This is a genomic window from Curvibacter soli (genome assembly GCF_029211125.1).
Lineage (GTDB): Bacteria > Pseudomonadota > Gammaproteobacteria > Burkholderiales > Burkholderiaceae_C > Curvibacter_A > Curvibacter_A soli.
The window spans coordinates 37,123-52,716 of the sequence record NZ_JARGEN010000029.1 but is presented as its reverse complement, the minus strand read 5'-3'; the positions used below and the strand labels follow the sequence as shown (position 1 = coordinate 52,716).

At 70.4% G+C, this 15,594-nt stretch carries 19 protein-coding genes; 16 read left to right on the top strand and 3 right to left on the bottom strand.

All coding sequences use genetic code 11. The features are described from left to right. Positions 1-6: 6 nt before the first annotated feature. Positions 7-1,098, bottom strand: coding sequence for a tRNA preQ1(34) S-adenosylmethionine ribosyltransferase-isomerase QueA (gene queA, locus PY257_RS07180; protein ID WP_275740412.1), 1,092 nt, complete (start codon positions 1,096-1,098; stop codon positions 7-9). 103 nt (positions 1,099-1,201) lie between these two features. On the opposite strand from queA, the gene recG reads away from it, so the two are divergent. The 4 genes from recG to ubiA all read left to right on the top strand — a co-directional run bounded on the left by recG (position 1,202) and on the right by ubiA (position 5,889). Beyond that, positions 1,202-3,391, top strand: a complete 2,190-nt coding sequence (gene recG / locus PY257_RS07175) for an ATP-dependent DNA helicase RecG (protein WP_275740410.1) — start codon at positions 1,202-1,204, stop codon at positions 3,389-3,391. 29 nt (positions 3,392-3,420) lie between these two features. Next, positions 3,421-4,380 (top strand): LysR substrate-binding domain-containing protein, encoded by a 960-nt coding sequence (locus PY257_RS07170; protein ID WP_275740408.1) that lies wholly within the window; start codon positions 3,421-3,423, stop codon positions 4,378-4,380. A gap of 118 nt (positions 4,381-4,498) precedes the next feature. Then, entirely contained in the window at positions 4,499-4,993 is a 495-nt protein-coding gene (locus tag PY257_RS07165; RefSeq protein ID WP_275740406.1) for a Dps family protein, read from the top strand. After that, on the top strand, positions 4,990-5,889 hold the full coding sequence (ubiA, locus tag PY257_RS07160) for a 4-hydroxybenzoate octaprenyltransferase (RefSeq protein WP_275740404.1): 900 nt from the start codon (positions 4,990-4,992) through the stop codon (positions 5,887-5,889). The genes PY257_RS07165 and ubiA overlap by 4 nt, the downstream gene beginning before the upstream one ends. Positions 5,890-5,985: 96 nt before the next feature. Here ubiA and proC read toward each other — a convergent pair whose 3' ends face one another. Together proC and PY257_RS07150 are read right to left on the bottom strand one after the other, a co-directional pair. After that, positions 5,986-6,834: a pyrroline-5-carboxylate reductase gene (gene proC / locus PY257_RS07155; RefSeq protein WP_275740402.1), complete on the bottom strand. Its 849-nt coding sequence runs from the start codon at positions 6,832-6,834 to the stop codon at positions 5,986-5,988. A gap of 41 nt (positions 6,835-6,875) precedes the next feature. Further along, positions 6,876-8,033, bottom strand: coding sequence for an esterase-like activity of phytase family protein (locus PY257_RS07150; RefSeq protein WP_275740400.1), 1,158 nt, complete (start codon positions 8,031-8,033; stop codon positions 6,876-6,878). 84 nt (positions 8,034-8,117) lie between these two features. On the opposite strand from PY257_RS07150, the gene glpK reads away from it, so the two are divergent. The 12 genes from glpK to rplO all read left to right on the top strand — a co-directional run bounded on the left by glpK (position 8,118) and on the right by rplO (position 15,576). Further along, positions 8,118-9,641 (top strand): glycerol kinase GlpK, encoded by a 1,524-nt coding sequence (gene glpK, locus PY257_RS07145; protein WP_275740398.1) that lies wholly within the window; start codon positions 8,118-8,120, stop codon positions 9,639-9,641. Positions 9,642-9,688: 47 nt separating this feature from the next. Continuing rightward, positions 9,689-11,299, top strand: coding sequence for a glycerol-3-phosphate dehydrogenase/oxidase (locus PY257_RS07140; protein ID WP_275740396.1), 1,611 nt, complete (start codon positions 9,689-9,691; stop codon positions 11,297-11,299). Positions 11,300-11,483: 184 nt separating this feature from the next. After that, positions 11,484-11,852: a 50S ribosomal protein L14 gene (gene rplN, locus PY257_RS07135; RefSeq protein ID WP_007861702.1), complete on the top strand. Its 369-nt coding sequence runs from the start codon at positions 11,484-11,486 to the stop codon at positions 11,850-11,852. Between the two features lie 19 nt (positions 11,853-11,871). Next, positions 11,872-12,192 (top strand): 50S ribosomal protein L24, encoded by a 321-nt coding sequence (gene rplX, locus PY257_RS07130; protein ID WP_275740363.1) that lies wholly within the window; start codon positions 11,872-11,874, stop codon positions 12,190-12,192. 10 nt (positions 12,193-12,202) lie between these two features. Further along, the gene (gene rplE, locus PY257_RS07125) at positions 12,203-12,742 is read left to right on the top strand and encodes a 50S ribosomal protein L5 (protein WP_275740362.1); all 540 of its coding nucleotides are present in this window, start codon (positions 12,203-12,205) and stop codon (positions 12,740-12,742) included. Between the two features lie 8 nt (positions 12,743-12,750). Next, positions 12,751-13,056, top strand: a complete 306-nt coding sequence (rpsN, locus tag PY257_RS07120) for a 30S ribosomal protein S14 (RefSeq protein WP_275740360.1) — start codon at positions 12,751-12,753, stop codon at positions 13,054-13,056. Positions 13,057-13,077: 21 nt separating this feature from the next. Next, on the top strand, positions 13,078-13,473 hold the full coding sequence (gene rpsH / locus PY257_RS07115; RefSeq protein WP_275740358.1) for a 30S ribosomal protein S8: 396 nt from the start codon (positions 13,078-13,080) through the stop codon (positions 13,471-13,473). 17 nt (positions 13,474-13,490) lie between these two features. After that, positions 13,491-14,024, top strand: coding sequence for a 50S ribosomal protein L6 (rplF, locus tag PY257_RS07110; protein WP_275740356.1), 534 nt, complete (start codon positions 13,491-13,493; stop codon positions 14,022-14,024). Positions 14,025-14,035: 11 nt separating this feature from the next. Then, positions 14,036-14,401, top strand: a complete 366-nt coding sequence (rplR, locus tag PY257_RS07105; RefSeq protein ID WP_275740354.1) for a 50S ribosomal protein L18 — start codon at positions 14,036-14,038, stop codon at positions 14,399-14,401. 17 nt (positions 14,402-14,418) lie between these two features. After that, entirely contained in the window at positions 14,419-14,937 is a 519-nt protein-coding gene (gene rpsE / locus PY257_RS07100; protein ID WP_275740352.1) for a 30S ribosomal protein S5, read from the top strand. Between the two features lie 14 nt (positions 14,938-14,951). Further along, positions 14,952-15,134 (top strand): 50S ribosomal protein L30, encoded by a 183-nt coding sequence (gene rpmD, locus PY257_RS07095; RefSeq protein ID WP_275740350.1) that lies wholly within the window; start codon positions 14,952-14,954, stop codon positions 15,132-15,134. A 10-nt stretch (positions 15,135-15,144) separates the two neighbouring features. Beyond that, complete coding sequence (gene rplO / locus PY257_RS07090; protein ID WP_275740348.1) at positions 15,145-15,576, top strand: 50S ribosomal protein L15; 432 nt, start codon at positions 15,145-15,147, stop codon at positions 15,574-15,576. Positions 15,577-15,594 lie beyond the last annotated feature (18 nt).

The window sequence follows — 15,594 nt, the reverse complement described above, 5'->3', positions numbered from 1 at the left end:
GAGCGATTATCCTGCATCACCCCAGGGCCGCCGCGCCAGCAACATCGCGTCGCCATAGCTGAAAAACCGGTACCGTTGCGCGATCGCATGCCGGTACAGCGCCATCACGCGCGCATGCCCCGCGAAGGCGCAGACCAGCAGCATCAGCGTGCTTTTGGGCAGGTGGAAGTTGGTGACCAGCAGGTCCGCCACGCGAAAGCCGAAGCCCGGCGTGATGAAGATCGCCGTGTCGCCGTGCGCCACGCCGCTGGCGGCCCAGGATTCCAGCGTGCGCACGGTGGTCGTGCCCACGGCCACCACGCGGGCGCCGCGCGCGCGGGTGTCGGCAATGGCTTGCTGCGTTGCGGCAGGCACGTCGTAGCGCTCGCTGTGCATGCGGTGCTCGGCGATGTTCTCGGTCTTCACCGGCTGGAAGGTGCCCGCGCCCACGTGCAGGGTGACGCTGGCGCGCCGCACGCCGCGCGCCTCCAGCGCGGCCAGCACGGCGGCGTCGAAGTGCAGCGCGGCGGTGGGCGCGGCCACGGCGCCGGGCTGGCGGGCGAACACGGTCTGGTAGCGGCGCGCGTCCTCCTCGCCATCGGCATGCGTGATGTAGGGCGGCAGCGGCACATGGCCGTGCGCCTCCATCAGCGCGTAGGCGTCGGCGCTGAAGGCGAAGCGAAACAGCGGCCCGTCGGCGTCGGGCCAGCGGCCCAGCAGCGTGGCGGTGAAGCCGCCGTCCATGGCCAGCACCGTGCCCGCGGGCGGTTTCTTGCTGACCTTCATGTGTGCCGCGACCTCCCGGCCCTGCAGCACCCGCTCGATGAGCAGCTCGACCTTGCCGCCGGTGGGCTTTTCGCCATACAGCCGGGCCTTCACCACCTTGGTGTCGTTGAACACCAGCAGGTCGCCCGGCGCCAGCAGCGCGGGCAGGTCGCGGAAGATGCGGTCCACCGGCGGCGCGCCGGTGCCGTCGAGCAGCCGCGAGGCGCTGCGTTCGGGCGCCGGGTGCTGGGCGATGCGTTCGGGGGGGAGGGCGAAGTCGAAGTCGGACAGCGTGAAACGGCGGGCGGCCTCGGGCAAGGGCAGGCGCAGGGCCTCGGGGGCGGAAGAATGCATGGGGCTTGAGGACGGGACGCGTCCGTACCAAGAAAAGAGGTGGAGGGGCAGGGTGGGCCGCGCGGGCGAGGCCCGGGGCTGCCAACGAAGGCAGAATTCTCCCATGTCCGCCGCCGCGCCCGCGAAGACCGCCCTGTCCCCCGCCCGCCGGGCCCTGCTCAAGATGGGGCTGGCGCGCGACATCGACCTGGCGCTGCACCTGCCGCTGCGCTACGAGGACGAAACCCGCATCCGCCGCATCGCCGACACGCGCGACGGCGAGGCGGTGCAGGTCGAGGGCACCGTGCTGCACAGCGAGATCATGCCCGGCGCGCGGCGGCAACTGCGCGTGCTGCTCGACGACGGCAGCGACACGCTGGAGCTGCGCTTCTTCACCTTCTACCCCTCGCACCTGAAGGCGCTGGCCGAGGGCGCGCAGGTGCGCGTGCGCGGCGAGATGCGCAGCGGCTTGGCGGGCCGGCAGATGCTGCACCCCGCCTTCCAGCCCGCCGGCGGCCCGCTGCCCGAGGCGCTCACGCCCGTCTATCCCACGGTGGCGCAACTGCCGCAGGCCTACCTGCGCCGCGCGGTGCAGAGCGGGCTGGAGCACGCCGACCTCGCCGAAACCCTGCCGTCGGACGCGCCGCCCCCTACGGTTCTTCATGGTCAAAACGGCCTCCAGCGCTTATGGAGCCTGCGGGATGCGCTATATTTTTTGCACCACCCCGCGCCCGACGTGGCGCTGGCCGCGCTGGAGGATCGCAGCCACCCGGCCTGGCAGCGCCTGAAGGCCGAGGAACTGCTGGCGCAGCAGCTCTCGCAACTGCAGTCCAAGCGCGAGCGCGCCCGGCTGCGCGCGCCGCCCTTGCAGGCACAGGCGGGCCGCGGCGCGCAGGCGCTGCACGAGCAGTTGCTGGCGGCGCTGCCGTTCGCGCTGACTGCCGCGCAGCGCCGCGTGGGCGAGGAGATCGCCCGCGACCTGGCGCGCCCCGTGCCCATGCACCGCCTGCTGCAGGGCGACGTGGGCGCGGGCAAGACCGTGGTGGCGGCGCTGGCCGCAACGCTGTGCATCGACGCGGGCTGGCAGTGCGCGCTGATGGCGCCCACCGAGATCCTGGCCCAGCAGCATTTCGGCAAGCTCACGGGCTGGCTGGAGCCGCTGCTGGCGCGGCGCGGGCAGCGCGTGGCCTGGCTGGCAGGGGGGCAGAAAAAGAAGGAGCGCGCCGAAATGCTGGCGCTGGTGGAAAGCGGCGAGGCCGCACTGGTGGTCGGCACGCACGCCGTCATCGAGCAGCAGGTGCGCTTTCGCCGGCTGGCGCTGGCCGTCATCGACGAGCAGCACCGCTTCGGCGTGGCGCAGCGGCTGGCCTTGCGCGCCAAGATGCGCGAAGGCCTCGCCGCCGGACCGCCCCAAGGCGATGCAGCTCCCTCGGGGGGCAGCGACCCGCGTGGCGGCCGAGCGTGGGGGGCGTCCGTTTCCGAGCCGCACCTGCTGATGATGAGCGCCACCCCCATCCCGCGCACGCTGGCGATGAGCTACTACGCCGACCTCGACGTCTCCACCCTCGACGAGCTGCCCCCGGGCCGCACGCCCGTGGTCACCAGGCTGGTGGCCGACAGCCGGCGCGACGAGGTGGTGGCGCGCATCGCCGGGCAGTTGGCGCAGGGCCGGCAGGTCTACTGGGTCTGCCCGCTGATCGAGGAGAGCGAGGCGGTCGACCTGGTCAACGCCACCGCCACCCATGCCGCGTTGGCCGAGGCATTGCCGGGCGTGACGGTCGGCCTGCTGCATTCGCGCATGCCGGCCGCCGAGAAGAAGGCCGTGATGGCGCAGTTCACCGAGGGGCGCATGGGCGTGCTGGTCAGCACCACGGTCATCGAGGTGGGCGTGGACGTGCCCAACGCCTCGCTGATGGTCATCGAGCATGCCGAGCGCTTCGGCCTCAGCCAGTTGCACCAGTTGCGCGGGCGCGTGGGGCGCGGCGCGGCGGCCTCGGCCTGCGTGCTGCTGTATTCCACGGGCGACGCGGGCCGGCTGGGCGAGACCGCGCGCGAGCGCCTGAGGGCCATGGCCGAGACCGGCGACGGCTTCGAGATCGCCCGGCGCGACCTGGCCATCCGCGGCCCCGGCGAATTCCTCGGCGCGCGCCAGTCGGGCGCGCCGCTGCTGCGCTTCGCCGACCTGGCGACCGACACCGCCCTGCTGGAATGGGCGCGCGCGCTGGCCCCGCGCATGCTCGACGCCCACCCCGAGCTGGCGCGCCGCCACGTGGAGCGCTGGCTGGGTGGAAAATCGGAATACCTGAAAGCCTGAGAGCATGAACGTAAACACGTTCTGACCGCATGACCCTCACCGAACTCAAATACATCGTCGCCGTCGCGCGCGAGAAGCACTTTGGCCGCGCGGCGGACGCCTGCTACGTCTCGCAGCCCACGCTGTCGGTGGCGGTCAAGAAGCTGGAGGACGAGCTGGAGGTCAAGCTGTTCGAGCGCAGCGCCGGCGAGGTGGCCGTCACCGCGCTGGGCGGGGAGATCGTGCGCCAGGCCCAGAGCGTGCTGGAGCAGGCCGCCGGCATCCGCGAGATCGCCAAGCGCGGCAAGGACCCGCTCTCGGGCCCGCTCACGCTCGGCGTCATCTACACCATCGGCCCCTACCTGCTGCCCGACCTGGTGCGCCAGACCATTGCCCGCACGCCGCAGATGCCGCTGATGCTGCAGGAGAACTTCACCGTCAAGCTGCTGGAGATGCTGCGCACCGGCGAGATCGACTGCGCCATCATGGCCGAGCCCTTTCCCGACGCCGGCCTGGCCGTGGCGCCGCTGTACGACGAGCCCTTCATGGTCGCCGCGCCCCGCCAGCACCCGCTGGCCGCGCGCAAGGCCATCAGCGCCGAAGAGCTGAAAAGCGAGACCATGCTGCTGCTGGGCACCGGCCACTGCTTTCGCGACCACGTGCTGGACGTCTGCCCCGAGTTCGCGCGCTTTTCCAGCAACGCCGAGGGCATCCGCAAGAGCTTCGAGGGCTCGTCGCTGGAGACCATCAAGCACATGGTGGCCGCCGGCATGGGCGTGACCGTGGTGCCGCGCCTGTCGGTGCCGCACGGGGCGCTGGAGCCCCGCCCGCGCCGCACCGCAAGGCACGACGACGGCGCCTTCGTCAAGTACCTGCCGTTCGAGGGCGAGCCGCCCACGCGCCGCGTGGTGCTGGCCTGGCGGCGCAGCTTCACGCGCTACGAGGCCATCGCCGCGCTGCGCAACGCCATCTATGCGTGCGAATTGCCCGGCGTCGAGCGCCTGTCGTGACGCCTGTGCGCGGGCCCGCTACCATGGGGCCATGGCCGCCGGGCCGCCGGGCCGCCGGCGTACCGTTTTTCCACACCACCGAGCCGCGCAACGCGCAACGCGCAAGGAGAGAAGCACCATGACCAAGACCACCGCAGCCCCATCCATCAACATCGGCATCGGCGAGAAAGACCGCGCCGCCATCGCCAAAGGACTGTCGCACCTGCTGGCCGACACCTACACGCTCTACCTCACCACCCACAACTTCCACTGGAACGTGACGGGTCCGATGTTCAACACGCTGCACACCATGTTCATGGCGCAGTACACCGAGCTGTGGAACGCGGTGGACCCGATCGCCGAGCGCATCCGCTCGCTGGGCCACTTCGCGCCGGGCTCCTATGCCGACTTCGGCAAGCTCGCCAGCGTACCCGACGTGCCGGGCCACCCGCCCAAGGCGCTGGAGATGGTGCGCATCCTCGTCAAGGGCCACGAGGCCGTGGCGCGCACGGCGCGCGAGCTGTTTTCCCAGGCCGACAAGGCCGGCGACGAGCCCACGGCCGACCTGCTGACGCAGCGCCTGACGGTACACGAGCAGACGGCCTGGATGCTGCGCTCGCTGCTGGAAGAGTGAGGCGCCGATCGAGCGGCGGCCACGCGCGGTGGGCCGGCGCGGGGGGCAGGCTCGCGCTCTACCTCGACCTGGTGCGCTGGAGCCGCCCCGCGGGCTGGCTGGTGCTGCTGTGGCCCACGCTGGCGGCGCTGTGGGTGGCGGCGGGCGGGTTTCCGGGCTGGCACCTGCTGGCGGTGTTCGTGGCCGGCACCATCCTCATGCGCAGCGCGGGCTGCTGCGTGAACGACGTTGCCGACCGCGATTTCGACCGCCACGTGAAGCGCACCGCCCAGCGTCCCGTGACGACCGGCGCGGTGCCGGTGCGGGAGGCGCTGGCCGTGGGCGCGGCGCTGGCGCTGGCGGCCTTCGCGCTGGTGCTCACCACCAACCTGCCCACCATCCTCTGGTCGCTGCCCGCGCTGGCCGTCGCCATCCTCTATCCGTTCGCCAAGCGCTTTCTCGCCATGCCGCAGGCAGTGCTGGGCGTGGCCTTCAGCATGGGCATTCCAATGGCATTCACGGCGGTGCGCGGCGAGGTGCCGTGGCCGGCGCCGTGGCTGGTGCTGGGCAACCTGTTCTGGGTGCTGGCCTACGACACCGAGTACGCCATGGTGGACCGCGACGACGACCTGCTGATCGGCATCCGGACCTCGGCCATCACGCTGGGCCGTTTCGACGTGGCGGCCATCCTGTGCTTCTACCTGCTGTTCCTCGGCATCTGGGCCGCGGCGCTGGCGGGGCAGGCGCTGGGCGCTGCTTTCTGGCTGGCCATCGCGGCGGCGCTGGCGCAGGTGGCGTGGCATTGGCGGCTGATCCGCACGCGCACGCGGGAGGGCTGCTTCACCGCCTTTGCGCAGAACCACTGGCTGGGCGCCACGGTTTTCGCCGGCATCGTGCTGGGGTATGCAATGCGCTGATACTCCTGGGGAGTATGCATGTGCGCCGCCCGGATTTATTGCGGTGGCTGATATGATGGGGGGGAGTATATGGAAATCCCCCCGCCGCATCCGCCTTCAGTCGGCCCCGAACTCCTGCCCCAGCTCTTGCGCGCGGCGCTCGGCGGCGCGGATGGCGGCCACGAACTGCTGCTTGACCTGGGCCGCTTCGAGCGCGGTGATGGCGGCATGGGTGGTGCCGCCCTTGGAGGTGACGCGCTGGCGCAGCACGGCGGGCGGCTCGTCGGACGCCGCGGCCAGGGCCGACGCGCCCACGAACGTGCCCACGGCCAGCCGGTGCGCCTGCTGCGGCGCCAGGCCCATGTCCACGCCGGCCTGCGCCAGCGCCTCGATCACGTAGAACACATAGGCCGGGCCCGAGCCCGACAGCGCCGTCACCGCGTCCAGCAGGCGCTCCTCATCCACCCACAGCAGCGCGCCCGTGGGGCCGAGCAGGCGCTCCACCAGCGCGCGGTCGGCGGCGTCGGCGCCGGCGCGGGCGAACAGGCCGGTCATGCCCTGGCCCACCAGCGCGGGCGTGTTGGGCATGGCGCGCACGATGCGCTCGGTGCCGAGCCAGCGCGCGATGCTGCCGCTCGGTATGCCCGCGGCCACGCTCAGGTGCAGCGCCCGCGCCACGTGCGGCGCGGCGGCGGTGGCGGCTTCGTGGAAGGTCTGGGGCTTGACGGCCCAGACGGCCACGGCGCAGCCGCCGAGCGCCGTGCCGGCCGCGTCGGCGCACGCATGGGCCGCGATGCCGAACTGCTGCGCCAGCCGTGCGCGCGCCTCGTCCGAGGGCTCGACCACCACGATGCGCGCGGCGGGCAGGCCCTGGCCGGCGAGCCCGCCGATGATGGCGCTGGCCATGTTGCCGCCGCCGATGAAGGCGATGGAGATGTCGGCGGGAAGGGCGGGTGTCGTGCGCATGGCGGTGGCAAACGGGTGGAGTGTCGAAAGAAGGCGCGGGGTCAGTCCGCGAGCGCGAAGGCCGCGATCTGCGTGACCTGGCCGAGGTTGAAATTGTCGTCGCTCACGGCCAGCAGCGTGCGGCGCCCGTCGGGCAGCGGCGGGCCCCAGCACAGGCCCTCGGTGTTGTCGATCTGCGGCAGGCCGAGCGTGGCGAAGTCGGCCACCAGCGTCTTGGCGGCGGGCCGGTGGTTGCCGGGGGCGAGCGCATCCACGCCCAGCACGTCGCCCGCCTCGCGCGTGTCGATGCGGTAGAGCCGCAGCGACACGCCGCGCCCGAGCGCGTAGGAGCGCTCCAGCACCAGCATGGCGTGCGCGTCTAGCATCAGCACCTCGCTGATGCCGTTGTCGGCCATGCCGCCGGGCAGCACGGGCGCGTGCGGCACGGCGTCGGGCATGTAGGCGATCTGGCGCAGCGCGCGGCCGCTCTGCAGGTCCACGCAGGTCAGCCGGCAGGGGCCGCCGGGCACGCCCACGGCGGGCAGCGGGCCGTCCTGCACCAGCGCGCCTTCCATCGCCAGCCAGGCATGGCGGCCATCGGGCGTGAGCGCCAGGCCCTCGAAGCCCTTGTTGTCGCGCGGCCCGCGCCGGCCCGCCCGGTCGGGCGCGAACATCGCGGGCAGGCCGAAGGTGCGCAGCAGCGTGCCGTCGGGCGCCGATTCGCGCAGCGCCGGGCCGAAGCCGCGCGCGAAGTCGCCCTCGGTGGTCCACAGCAGCACCGGGCCGCGCGGCGTGGCGCGCCAGCGCACGGCCTCGGGGTCCAGCACCTCGTCGCCGGCGCCGGCAGCCCTGGCCGATGCCCCGGGCTGGCCGTCGCCGCGCAGCAGGGGGATGGCCGATTGCAGCTCCACCGACACGGCGCCGCCGGCGGCGTCGATGCCGATGCGCGCGGTATAGATGCGCGCGGGCCCGTGCTCGGAGCGGTCGTCGCTGACCAGCGCATAGAGCCCCGTGGCCGGGTCGTAGTCGATGCCCGACAGCCCGCCGACCGTGGTGCCCGCGAACCGCAGGCCGTGGCGCAGCGTGGCCGTGCCGAGCAAGCGCGGGGCGGGCGCCGCTGCCGTGCCGGGCAGGCGCGCCGCGCAGCCCGCGAGCAGCGCGGCGCAGCCGGCGGCGAGCATGCCGCGGCGGCGTGGGAGGAATGCGGTGGGGTCTGCCATGCGCGCCGAGTCTATGTGCCTTTGCGTGTCCTGCGTATTTCCACGGCCCGCTCGCCCGCGCGGGTTGCGCTACGCTCGGCGGCCATGAGATACCTGCTGGCCCTGGACCAGGGCACCACGAGTTCGCGCGCCATCCTGTTCGACCACGCGGGGCAGGTCTGCGCCCGGGCGCAGCAGGAGTTCACGCAGATCTTCCCGCAGCCCGGCTGGGTGGAGCACGACGCGCGCGAGATCTGGGCCGCGCAGCGCGACGTGGCGCGCCAGTGCCTGGAGCGGGTCGGCATGGTGCGCACCGACCCGTGCCGCATGGGCCACGAGCTGGCGGCCATCGGCATCGCCAACCAGCGCGAGACGGTGGTGCTGTGGGAGCGGGCCACCGGCCAGCCCGTGGCCAACGCCATCGTCTGGCAGGACCGCCGCACCGCCGGGCGCTGCGACGAGCTGCGCGCGCAGGGCAAGGCCGGCTTCATCCAGCAGCGCACGGGGCTGGTGCTCGACGCGTATTTCTCGGGCACCAAGCTGCAGTGGCTGCTCGACCACGTGCCCGGCGCGCGCGCACGGGCCGGGCGCGGCGAGCTGGCTTTCGGCACGGTGGACAGTTGGCTGGTCTGGAACCTCACGGGCGGGCGCGCCCACGTCACGGATGCCAGCAACGCCTCGCGCACGCTGCTCTACAACATCCACACCGGGCGCTGGGACGACGCGCTGCTGCGGCTCTTCGGCATCCCGCGCAGCCTGCTGCCGCGCATCGTGCCCTCCAGCGGCGTGGTGGCGCGGTGCGACCCGGCGCTGTTCGGCGTGCCCGTGCCCATCGCCGGCATCGCGGGCGACCAGCAGGCCGCCACCTTCGGGCAGGCCTGCTTCGCGCCCGGCATGGCCAAGAACACCTACGGCACGGGCTGCTTCATGCTCATGAACACCGGCACCGCCGCCGTGCCCAGCCGCAACCGGCTGCTCACCACCGTGGGCTGGCAGGGGCCCGAGGGCGCGCCCCGGCGCACCGCCTATTGCCTCGAAGGCGGCGTGTTCATGGCCGGCGCCACCATCCAGTGGCTGCGCGACGGGCTGCAGATGATCCGCGCCGCGCCGGAGGTGGAGGCGCTGGCCGCCCTGGTGCCCGACACCGGCGACGTGTACCTGGTGCCCGCCTTCGCCGGCCTGGGCGCGCCCGACTGGGACGGCCACGCCCGCGCCATCCTGCTGGGCATGACGCGCGGCACCACGCGCGCCCACATCGCCCGCGCGGCGCTCGAAGCCATCGCGCTGCAGGTGGCCGACGTGTTCGCGGCGATGGAGAAGGACGCCGGCATCGCCCTGCGCGAACTGCGCGTGGACGGCGGCGCCAGCGCCAACGACCTGCTGATGCAGTTGCAGGCCGACTTCCTTGGCGTGCCCGTGGTGCGCCCGCGCATGGCCGAGACCACGGCGCTCGGCGCGGCCTACCTGGCCGGGCTGGCGACGGGCTTCTGGGCCAGCGCGCAGGAGATCAGCGCCCAGTGGGCCGTCGGCCGGCGCTTCGAGCCCGCCATCGGCGCTGCCGCGCGGGCGGCCAAGCGGGCGCGCTGGCGCCAGGCGGTGGAGCGCGCCCGCGGCTGGGCGGCGCATTGAGCATGGAGCGCGCAGCGGGTGGAGGCAGGGGGGACAATGGCGGCCCTATGCGTTGCGCCAGCTCCATCCCATCCCCCCTGCCCACCGATCGGGCCGCGCTGCTGGAGCGCCTGGCTGCCCCGCAGCAGTACGACCTGGCCGTCATCGGCGGCGGCGCCACGGGGCTGGGCGTGGCGCTCGACGCCGCGGCGCGCGGCTTCTCGGTGGTGCTGGTGGAGGCGCTGGATTTTGCCAAGGGCACGTCCTCGCGCGCCACCAAGCTGGCCCACGGCGGCGTGCGCTACCTGGCCCAGGGCAACATCGCGCTGGTGCGCGAGGCGCTGCACGAGCGCACGAACATGCTGCGCAACGCGCCGCATCTGGCGCAGCCGCTGCCGTTCGTCATGCCCGCCTACCACTGCTGGGAAACGCCGTTCTACGGCGCAGGCCTGAAGATGTACGACCTGCTGGCCGGCAAGGCCGGCCTGGGCGCGACCGAGTTCCTGGGCCGCGCGGGCGCGCTGCGCCACCTGCCGACGCTGCGGCCCGACGGCCTGAAGGGCGGCGTGAGGTACTGGGACGGCCAGTTCGACGATGCCCGGCTGGCGCTGGCGCTGGCGCGCACGGCGGCCAGTCGCGGCGCGCTGCTGGTCAACTACTGCGCCGCCCGCACGCTGGCTTACGAGGGCGGCAAGGTCGCGGGGCTGGTCTGCGCCGATGCCGAGACGGGATGGGAATTCACGCTGCGCGCGCGCGCCGTGGTCAACGCCACCGGCGTCTGGGTCGATGCCCTGCGGGAGCAGGACGGCGCGCAGGCGGGCCGCTCCGTGCGCCCCATCGTGGCGCCGAGCCAGGGCGTGCATCTGGTGGTGGACCGCGAATTCCTGCCCTGCGACCACGCGCTGCTGGTGCCCAAGACCTCCGACGGCCGCGTGCTGTTCGCCGTGCCCTGGCTGGGCAAGGTGGTGCTGGGCACCACGGACACGCCGCGCCATGACCTGGCGCGCGAGCCCGCGCCGTTTCCCGAAGAGGTTGCCTTCGTCCTCGGCGAGGCGGGCCGCTACCTGCGCCGTGCGCCGCAGGCGGCGGACGTGCGCAGCAGTTGGGTGGGCCTGCGCCCGCTGGTCAGGCCCGCCGAGGACGCGGGCGCGCAGACGCGCAAGATCAGCCGCGAGCACACGGTGCTCGTGAGCCCCACGGGCCTGGTGACGGTGACCGGCGGCAAGTGGACCACCTACCGCGCCATGGCCGAGGACGTGCTGGACCACTGCTTCGGCGGCGGCCTGCTCGATGCCCGCCCCGGCGGGGTGACGGCGGATCTGCCCCTGGTCGGCGCGCAGGCGCCGGTGCGCCACCGCATCAGCGATGCGCCGGGCCCGCACCTGTATGGCGCCGAGCAGGCGTTCGTACAGCAGTTGCCCGGTGCCGGCCATATGCTGGGCGCGGGGCTGACCGAGGCCATGGTGCGCTTCGCCGCCCGCCATGAGTACGCGCGCACGGTCGAGGATGTGCTCGCGCGCCGCTGGCGCCTGCTGTTCCTCGACGCCCGCCTGGCGGCGGAACTGGCGCCCGCCGCCGCCGCCCTGCTGTGGCAGGAGACGGGCGCCGACCCCGGCCTGGCGGCGTTCCTGGAACTGGCAAACCGCTACGCCACGTTGCCGTTGCAACACAGCGCTTGACGTCCGGTTTCGGCTTTGCCATAATCACTGGCTCCGCCTTCATGAGGCGTTGAATATCTGCCCAAGAGGAAGCGCCGCGAATGGTTTGCGGCGTGGACGACGGGCCCAAGACTGACCTGTGATGTGCCTGCTGCGGTGCAAGCCGCGCGGGCAGTCTTTTCAGGTGCAAGTTGGGAATACTGAAATGATCCAGACTGAATCTCGGTTAGAGGTAGCCGACAATACCGGCGCCAAGTCCGTCCTGTGCATCAAGGTGCTCGGCGGCTCCAAGCGCCGCTATGCCAGCGTGGGCGACATCATCAAGGTGAGCATCAAGGAAGCTGCTCCGCGCGGCCGCGTCAAGAAGGGCGAGGTCTACAGCGCCGTGGTGGTGCGTACCGCCAAGGGCATCCGCCGCGGCGACGGCTCGCTCGTCAAGTTCGACGGCAACGCCGCCGTGCTGCTCAACGCCAAGCTGGAGCCCATCGGCACCCGCATCTTCGGGCCCGTGACGCGTGAACTGCGTACCGAGAAGTTCATGAAGATCGTGTCCCTGGCTCCCGAAGTTCTTTAATCCATCAGCAGGACGCGACATGAACAAGATTCGCAAGGGCGACGAAGTCATCGTGCTGGCCGGGCGCGACAAGGGCAAGCGCGGCAAGGTGGCGCTGCGCAAGGACGACTCCTATCTGGTCGTCGACGGCATCAATCTGGTCAAGAAGCACACCAAGCCGAACCCCCTGAAGGGCACGGCCGGCGGCATCGTGGAAAAGTCCATGCCCATCCATCAGTCCAACGTGGCCATCGTCAACCCCGCCAGCGGCAAGGCTGACCGCGTGGGCATCAAGCTGCAGGCCGACGGCACGCGCGTTCGCGTGTTCAAGTCCAGCGGCGAAGAAATCAAGGTTGCCTGAGGGTAAGAACATGGCAAGACTCCAACAACACTACCGCGAGAAAGTCGCTCCGCAACTGACGGAGAAGTTTGGCTACACCTCTCCGATGCAGGTGCCCCGCATCACCAAGATCACGCTCAACATGGGTGTGAGCGAGGCGGTGGCCGACAAGAAGGTCATGGACCACGCCGTGGGCGACCTGACCAAGATCGCGGGCCAGAAGCCCGTGGTCACCAAGGCCAAGAAGGCCATCGCCGGCTTCAAGATCCGCGAAGGCCAGGCCATCGGCTGCATGGTGACGCTGCGCGGCGTGCGCATGTATGAATTCCTCGACCGCTTCGTCACCGTGGCCCTGCCGCGCGTGCGCGACTTCCGCGGCATCTCGGGGCGTGCGTTCGACGGCCGTGGCAACTACAACATTGGCGTCAAAGAGCAGATCATTTTCCCTGAGATCGAGTACGACAAGGTCGATGCCTTGCGCGGTCTCAATATCAGCATCACCACGACGGCCAAGACCGACGAAGAGTGCAAGGCACTCCTCGCGGCTTTCCGTTTCCCGTTCAAGAACTGAGGTGGCGTGTGGCTAAAGTAGCTTTGATCCAGCGCGAACTGAAGCGCGAAAAACTGGCGGCCAAGTACGCGACGAAGTACGCCGAACTGAAGGCCATCGCGGGCGATGCCAAGCGCAGCGATGAAGAGCGCTACGCGGCCCGCCTGGGCCTGCAGAAGCTCCCGCGCAACGCCAATCCCACGCGCCAGCGCAACCGTTGCGAGATCACGGGCCGCCCCCGCGGCACGTTCCGCCAATTCGGCCTGGGCCGCGCCAAGATCCGTGAACTGGCTTTCGCTGGCGACATCCCCGGTGTCACCAAGGCGAGCTGGTAAGCACAGCAGGAGAGATTCGATATGAGCATGAGTGATCCCATCGCCGACCTGCTGACCCGCATCCGCAATGCGCAGATGGTGGCCAAGGCTTCCGTGTCCGTTCCGTCTTCCAAGGTGAAGGTCGCAATCGCACAGGTGCTGAAGGACGAGGGCTACATCGACGGCTTCGAAGTGAAGACCGAAGGCAACAAGTCCGAGCTTGAAATCGCGCTGAAGTACTACGCCGGCCGCCCCGTGATCGAGCGCATCGAGCGTGTGAGCCGTCCCGGCCTGCGCGTCTACAAGGGGCGCGACGCCATTCCGCACGTCATGAACGGGCTGGGCGTTGCCATCGTGACCACGCCCAAGGGCGTGATGACGGACCGCAAGGCGCGCGCTGCCGGTATCGGCGGCGAAGTGCTGTGCTACGTCGCCTGACTTGAGGAGAAACTGAAATGTCTCGAGTAGGAAAAATGCCGGTCGCCATCCCCACGGGTGTGGATGTGGCGATCAAGGAAGACCAGATCAGCGTCAAGGGCTCCGGCGGTTCGCTGTCGGTGTCCACCCATGCGCTGGTCAAGGTGACGAGCGCCGATGGCAAGCTGAGCTTCGTGCCGGCCAACGAGTCCCGCGAAGCCAATGCCATGAGCGGCACGCTGCGCCAGTTGGTCAACAACATGGTGCTGGGTGTCAGCAAGGGCTTCGAGAAGAAGCTGAGCCTGGTGGGCGTGGGCTACAAAGCCCAGGCGCAAGGCGCCAAGCTGAACCTGTCGGTGGGCTACTCCCACCCGGTGAACAAGGACATGCCAGAGGGCATTACCGTCGCCACGCCGACCCCGACCGAAGTCGTGATCAAGGGCGCCGACCGTCAGCGCGTGGGCCAGGTGGCCGCCGAGATCCGGGCGATTCGTCCGCCCGAGCCCTACAAGGGCAAGGGTATCCGCTATGCGGACGAGAAGATCGTGATCAAAGAGACCAAGAAGAAGTAAGGAGCTGCAACATGTTGACCAAGAAAGAGCAGCGTCTTCGTCGTTCGCGCCAGACCCGCGTGCGCATCGCCCAGCAGGGCATTGCACGCCTGACGGTGAACCGCACCAATCTGCACATCTATGCCAGCGTCATTTCCGGCGACGGCACCAAGGTGCTGGCGAGCGCTTCCACGGTGGAAGCCGATGTGCGCAAGTCGCTGGGCGGCGCAGGCAAGGGCGGCAACGCCGCTGCCGCACAGATCATCGGCAAGCGCATCGCCGAGAAGGCCAAGGCCGTCGGCGTCGACAAGGTGGCCTTCGATCGCGCAGGGTTTGCCTACCATGGCCGCGTCAAGGCGCTGGCCGACGCCGCCCGCGAAGCGGGCCTGCAGTTCTAAGCGGAGCGGAAACCAAAATGGCTAAATTTCAACCCAAGGTGCAAGACGAAGGCCGCGACGACGGCATGCGCGAGAAGATGATCGCGGTCAATCGCGTAACCAAGGTCGTGAAGGGCGGTCGTATCCTCGGCTTCGCTGCGCTGACCGTGGTTGGCGACGGCGATGGCCGCGTCGGCATGGGCAAGGGCAAATCCAAGGAGGTCCCCGCCGCCGTGCAGAAGGCAATGGAAGAGGCGCGCCGCAACCTGGTCAAGGTGTCGCTGAAGAACGGCACCATCCACCACAACGTCACGGGACACCACGGTGCCGCCGTCGTCATGATGGCGCCGGCCCCCAAGGGCACGGGCATCATCGCCGGCGGGCCGATGCGCGCCGTGTTCGAGGTGATGGGTGTGACCGACATCGTGGCCAAGAGCCACGGCTCGTCCAACCCCTACAACATGGTCCGCGCCACGTTCGACGCGCTCGTCAAGTCCACCACCCCGGCGGAAGTGGCAGCCAAGCGCGGCAAGACGGTCGAAGAAATCTTCGCCTGATACGGAGCTGAGCAATGACTACGCAACAAACCGTCAAGATTCAATTGGTGCGCAGCCCTATCGGCACCAAGGAATCGCACCGCGCCACCGTCCGCGGCCTGGGCCTGCGCAAGCTGAACAGCATCAGCGAACTGCAGGACACGCCCGCGGTCCGCGGCATGATCAACAAGATCAGCTATCTGGTCAAAGTTCTTTGAGAGATTCGTGATGGAACTCAACAGCATCAAGCCCGCAGCAGGTGCCAAGCATGCCAAGCGCCGTGTCGGCCGCGGCATTGGCTCCGGTCTGGGCAAGACGGCGGGCCGCGGCCACAAAGGGCAGAAGTCCCGTGCCGGCGGCTACCACAAGGTGGGCTTCGAAGGCGGCCAGATGCCGCTGCAGCGCCGTTTGCCCAAGCGCGGCTTCAAGTCGCACCTGCTGAAGTTCAACGCCGAGGTCACGCTGACGGCACTGGGTCAACTCGGCCTGGCCGAGGTGGACATGCTTGCACTGCGCCAGGCTGGTCTCGTGGGTGAATTGGCCAAGGTGGTGAAGATCATCAAGAGCGGCACGATCAATACCGCTGTGAAGCTCACCGGCATCGGCGCTACGGCGGGTGCGAAGGCGGCCATCGAAGCTGCTGGCGGCAGCCTGGCCTGATGCCGGGGGCGAAGGACG

Bases quoted from the DNA above. Each gene is read 5' to 3' on its own strand.
- queA (WP_275740412.1), bottom strand. From the start codon at position 1,098: ATGCATTCTTCCGCCCCCGAGGCCCTGCGCCTGCCCTTGCCCGAGGCC.
- recG (WP_275740410.1), top strand. From the start codon at position 1,202: ATGTCCGCCGCCGCGCCCGCGAAGACCGCCCTGTCCCCCGCCCGCCGG.
- PY257_RS07170 (WP_275740408.1), top strand. From the start codon at position 3,421: ATGACCCTCACCGAACTCAAATACATCGTCGCCGTCGCGCGCGAGAAG.
- PY257_RS07165 (WP_275740406.1), top strand. From the start codon at position 4,499: ATGACCAAGACCACCGCAGCCCCATCCATCAACATCGGCATCGGCGAG.
- proC (WP_275740402.1), bottom strand. From the start codon at position 6,834: ATGCGCACGACACCCGCCCTTCCCGCCGACATCTCCATCGCCTTCATC.
- PY257_RS07150 (WP_275740400.1), bottom strand. From the start codon at position 8,033: ATGGCAGACCCCACCGCATTCCTCCCACGCCGCCGCGGCATGCTCGCC.
- glpK (WP_275740398.1), top strand. From the start codon at position 8,118: ATGAGATACCTGCTGGCCCTGGACCAGGGCACCACGAGTTCGCGCGCC.
- PY257_RS07140 (WP_275740396.1), top strand. From the start codon at position 9,689: ATGCGTTGCGCCAGCTCCATCCCATCCCCCCTGCCCACCGATCGGGCC.
- rplN (WP_007861702.1), top strand. From the start codon at position 11,484: ATGATCCAGACTGAATCTCGGTTAGAGGTAGCCGACAATACCGGCGCC.
- rplX (WP_275740363.1), top strand. From the start codon at position 11,872: ATGAACAAGATTCGCAAGGGCGACGAAGTCATCGTGCTGGCCGGGCGC.
- rplE (WP_275740362.1), top strand. From the start codon at position 12,203: ATGGCAAGACTCCAACAACACTACCGCGAGAAAGTCGCTCCGCAACTG.
- rpsH (WP_275740358.1), top strand. From the start codon at position 13,078: ATGAGCATGAGTGATCCCATCGCCGACCTGCTGACCCGCATCCGCAAT.
- rplF (WP_275740356.1), top strand. From the start codon at position 13,491: ATGTCTCGAGTAGGAAAAATGCCGGTCGCCATCCCCACGGGTGTGGAT.
- rplR (WP_275740354.1), top strand. From the start codon at position 14,036: ATGTTGACCAAGAAAGAGCAGCGTCTTCGTCGTTCGCGCCAGACCCGC.
- rpsE (WP_275740352.1), top strand. From the start codon at position 14,419: ATGGCTAAATTTCAACCCAAGGTGCAAGACGAAGGCCGCGACGACGGC.
- rpmD (WP_275740350.1), top strand. From the start codon at position 14,952: ATGACTACGCAACAAACCGTCAAGATTCAATTGGTGCGCAGCCCTATC.
- rplO (WP_275740348.1), top strand. From the start codon at position 15,145: ATGGAACTCAACAGCATCAAGCCCGCAGCAGGTGCCAAGCATGCCAAG.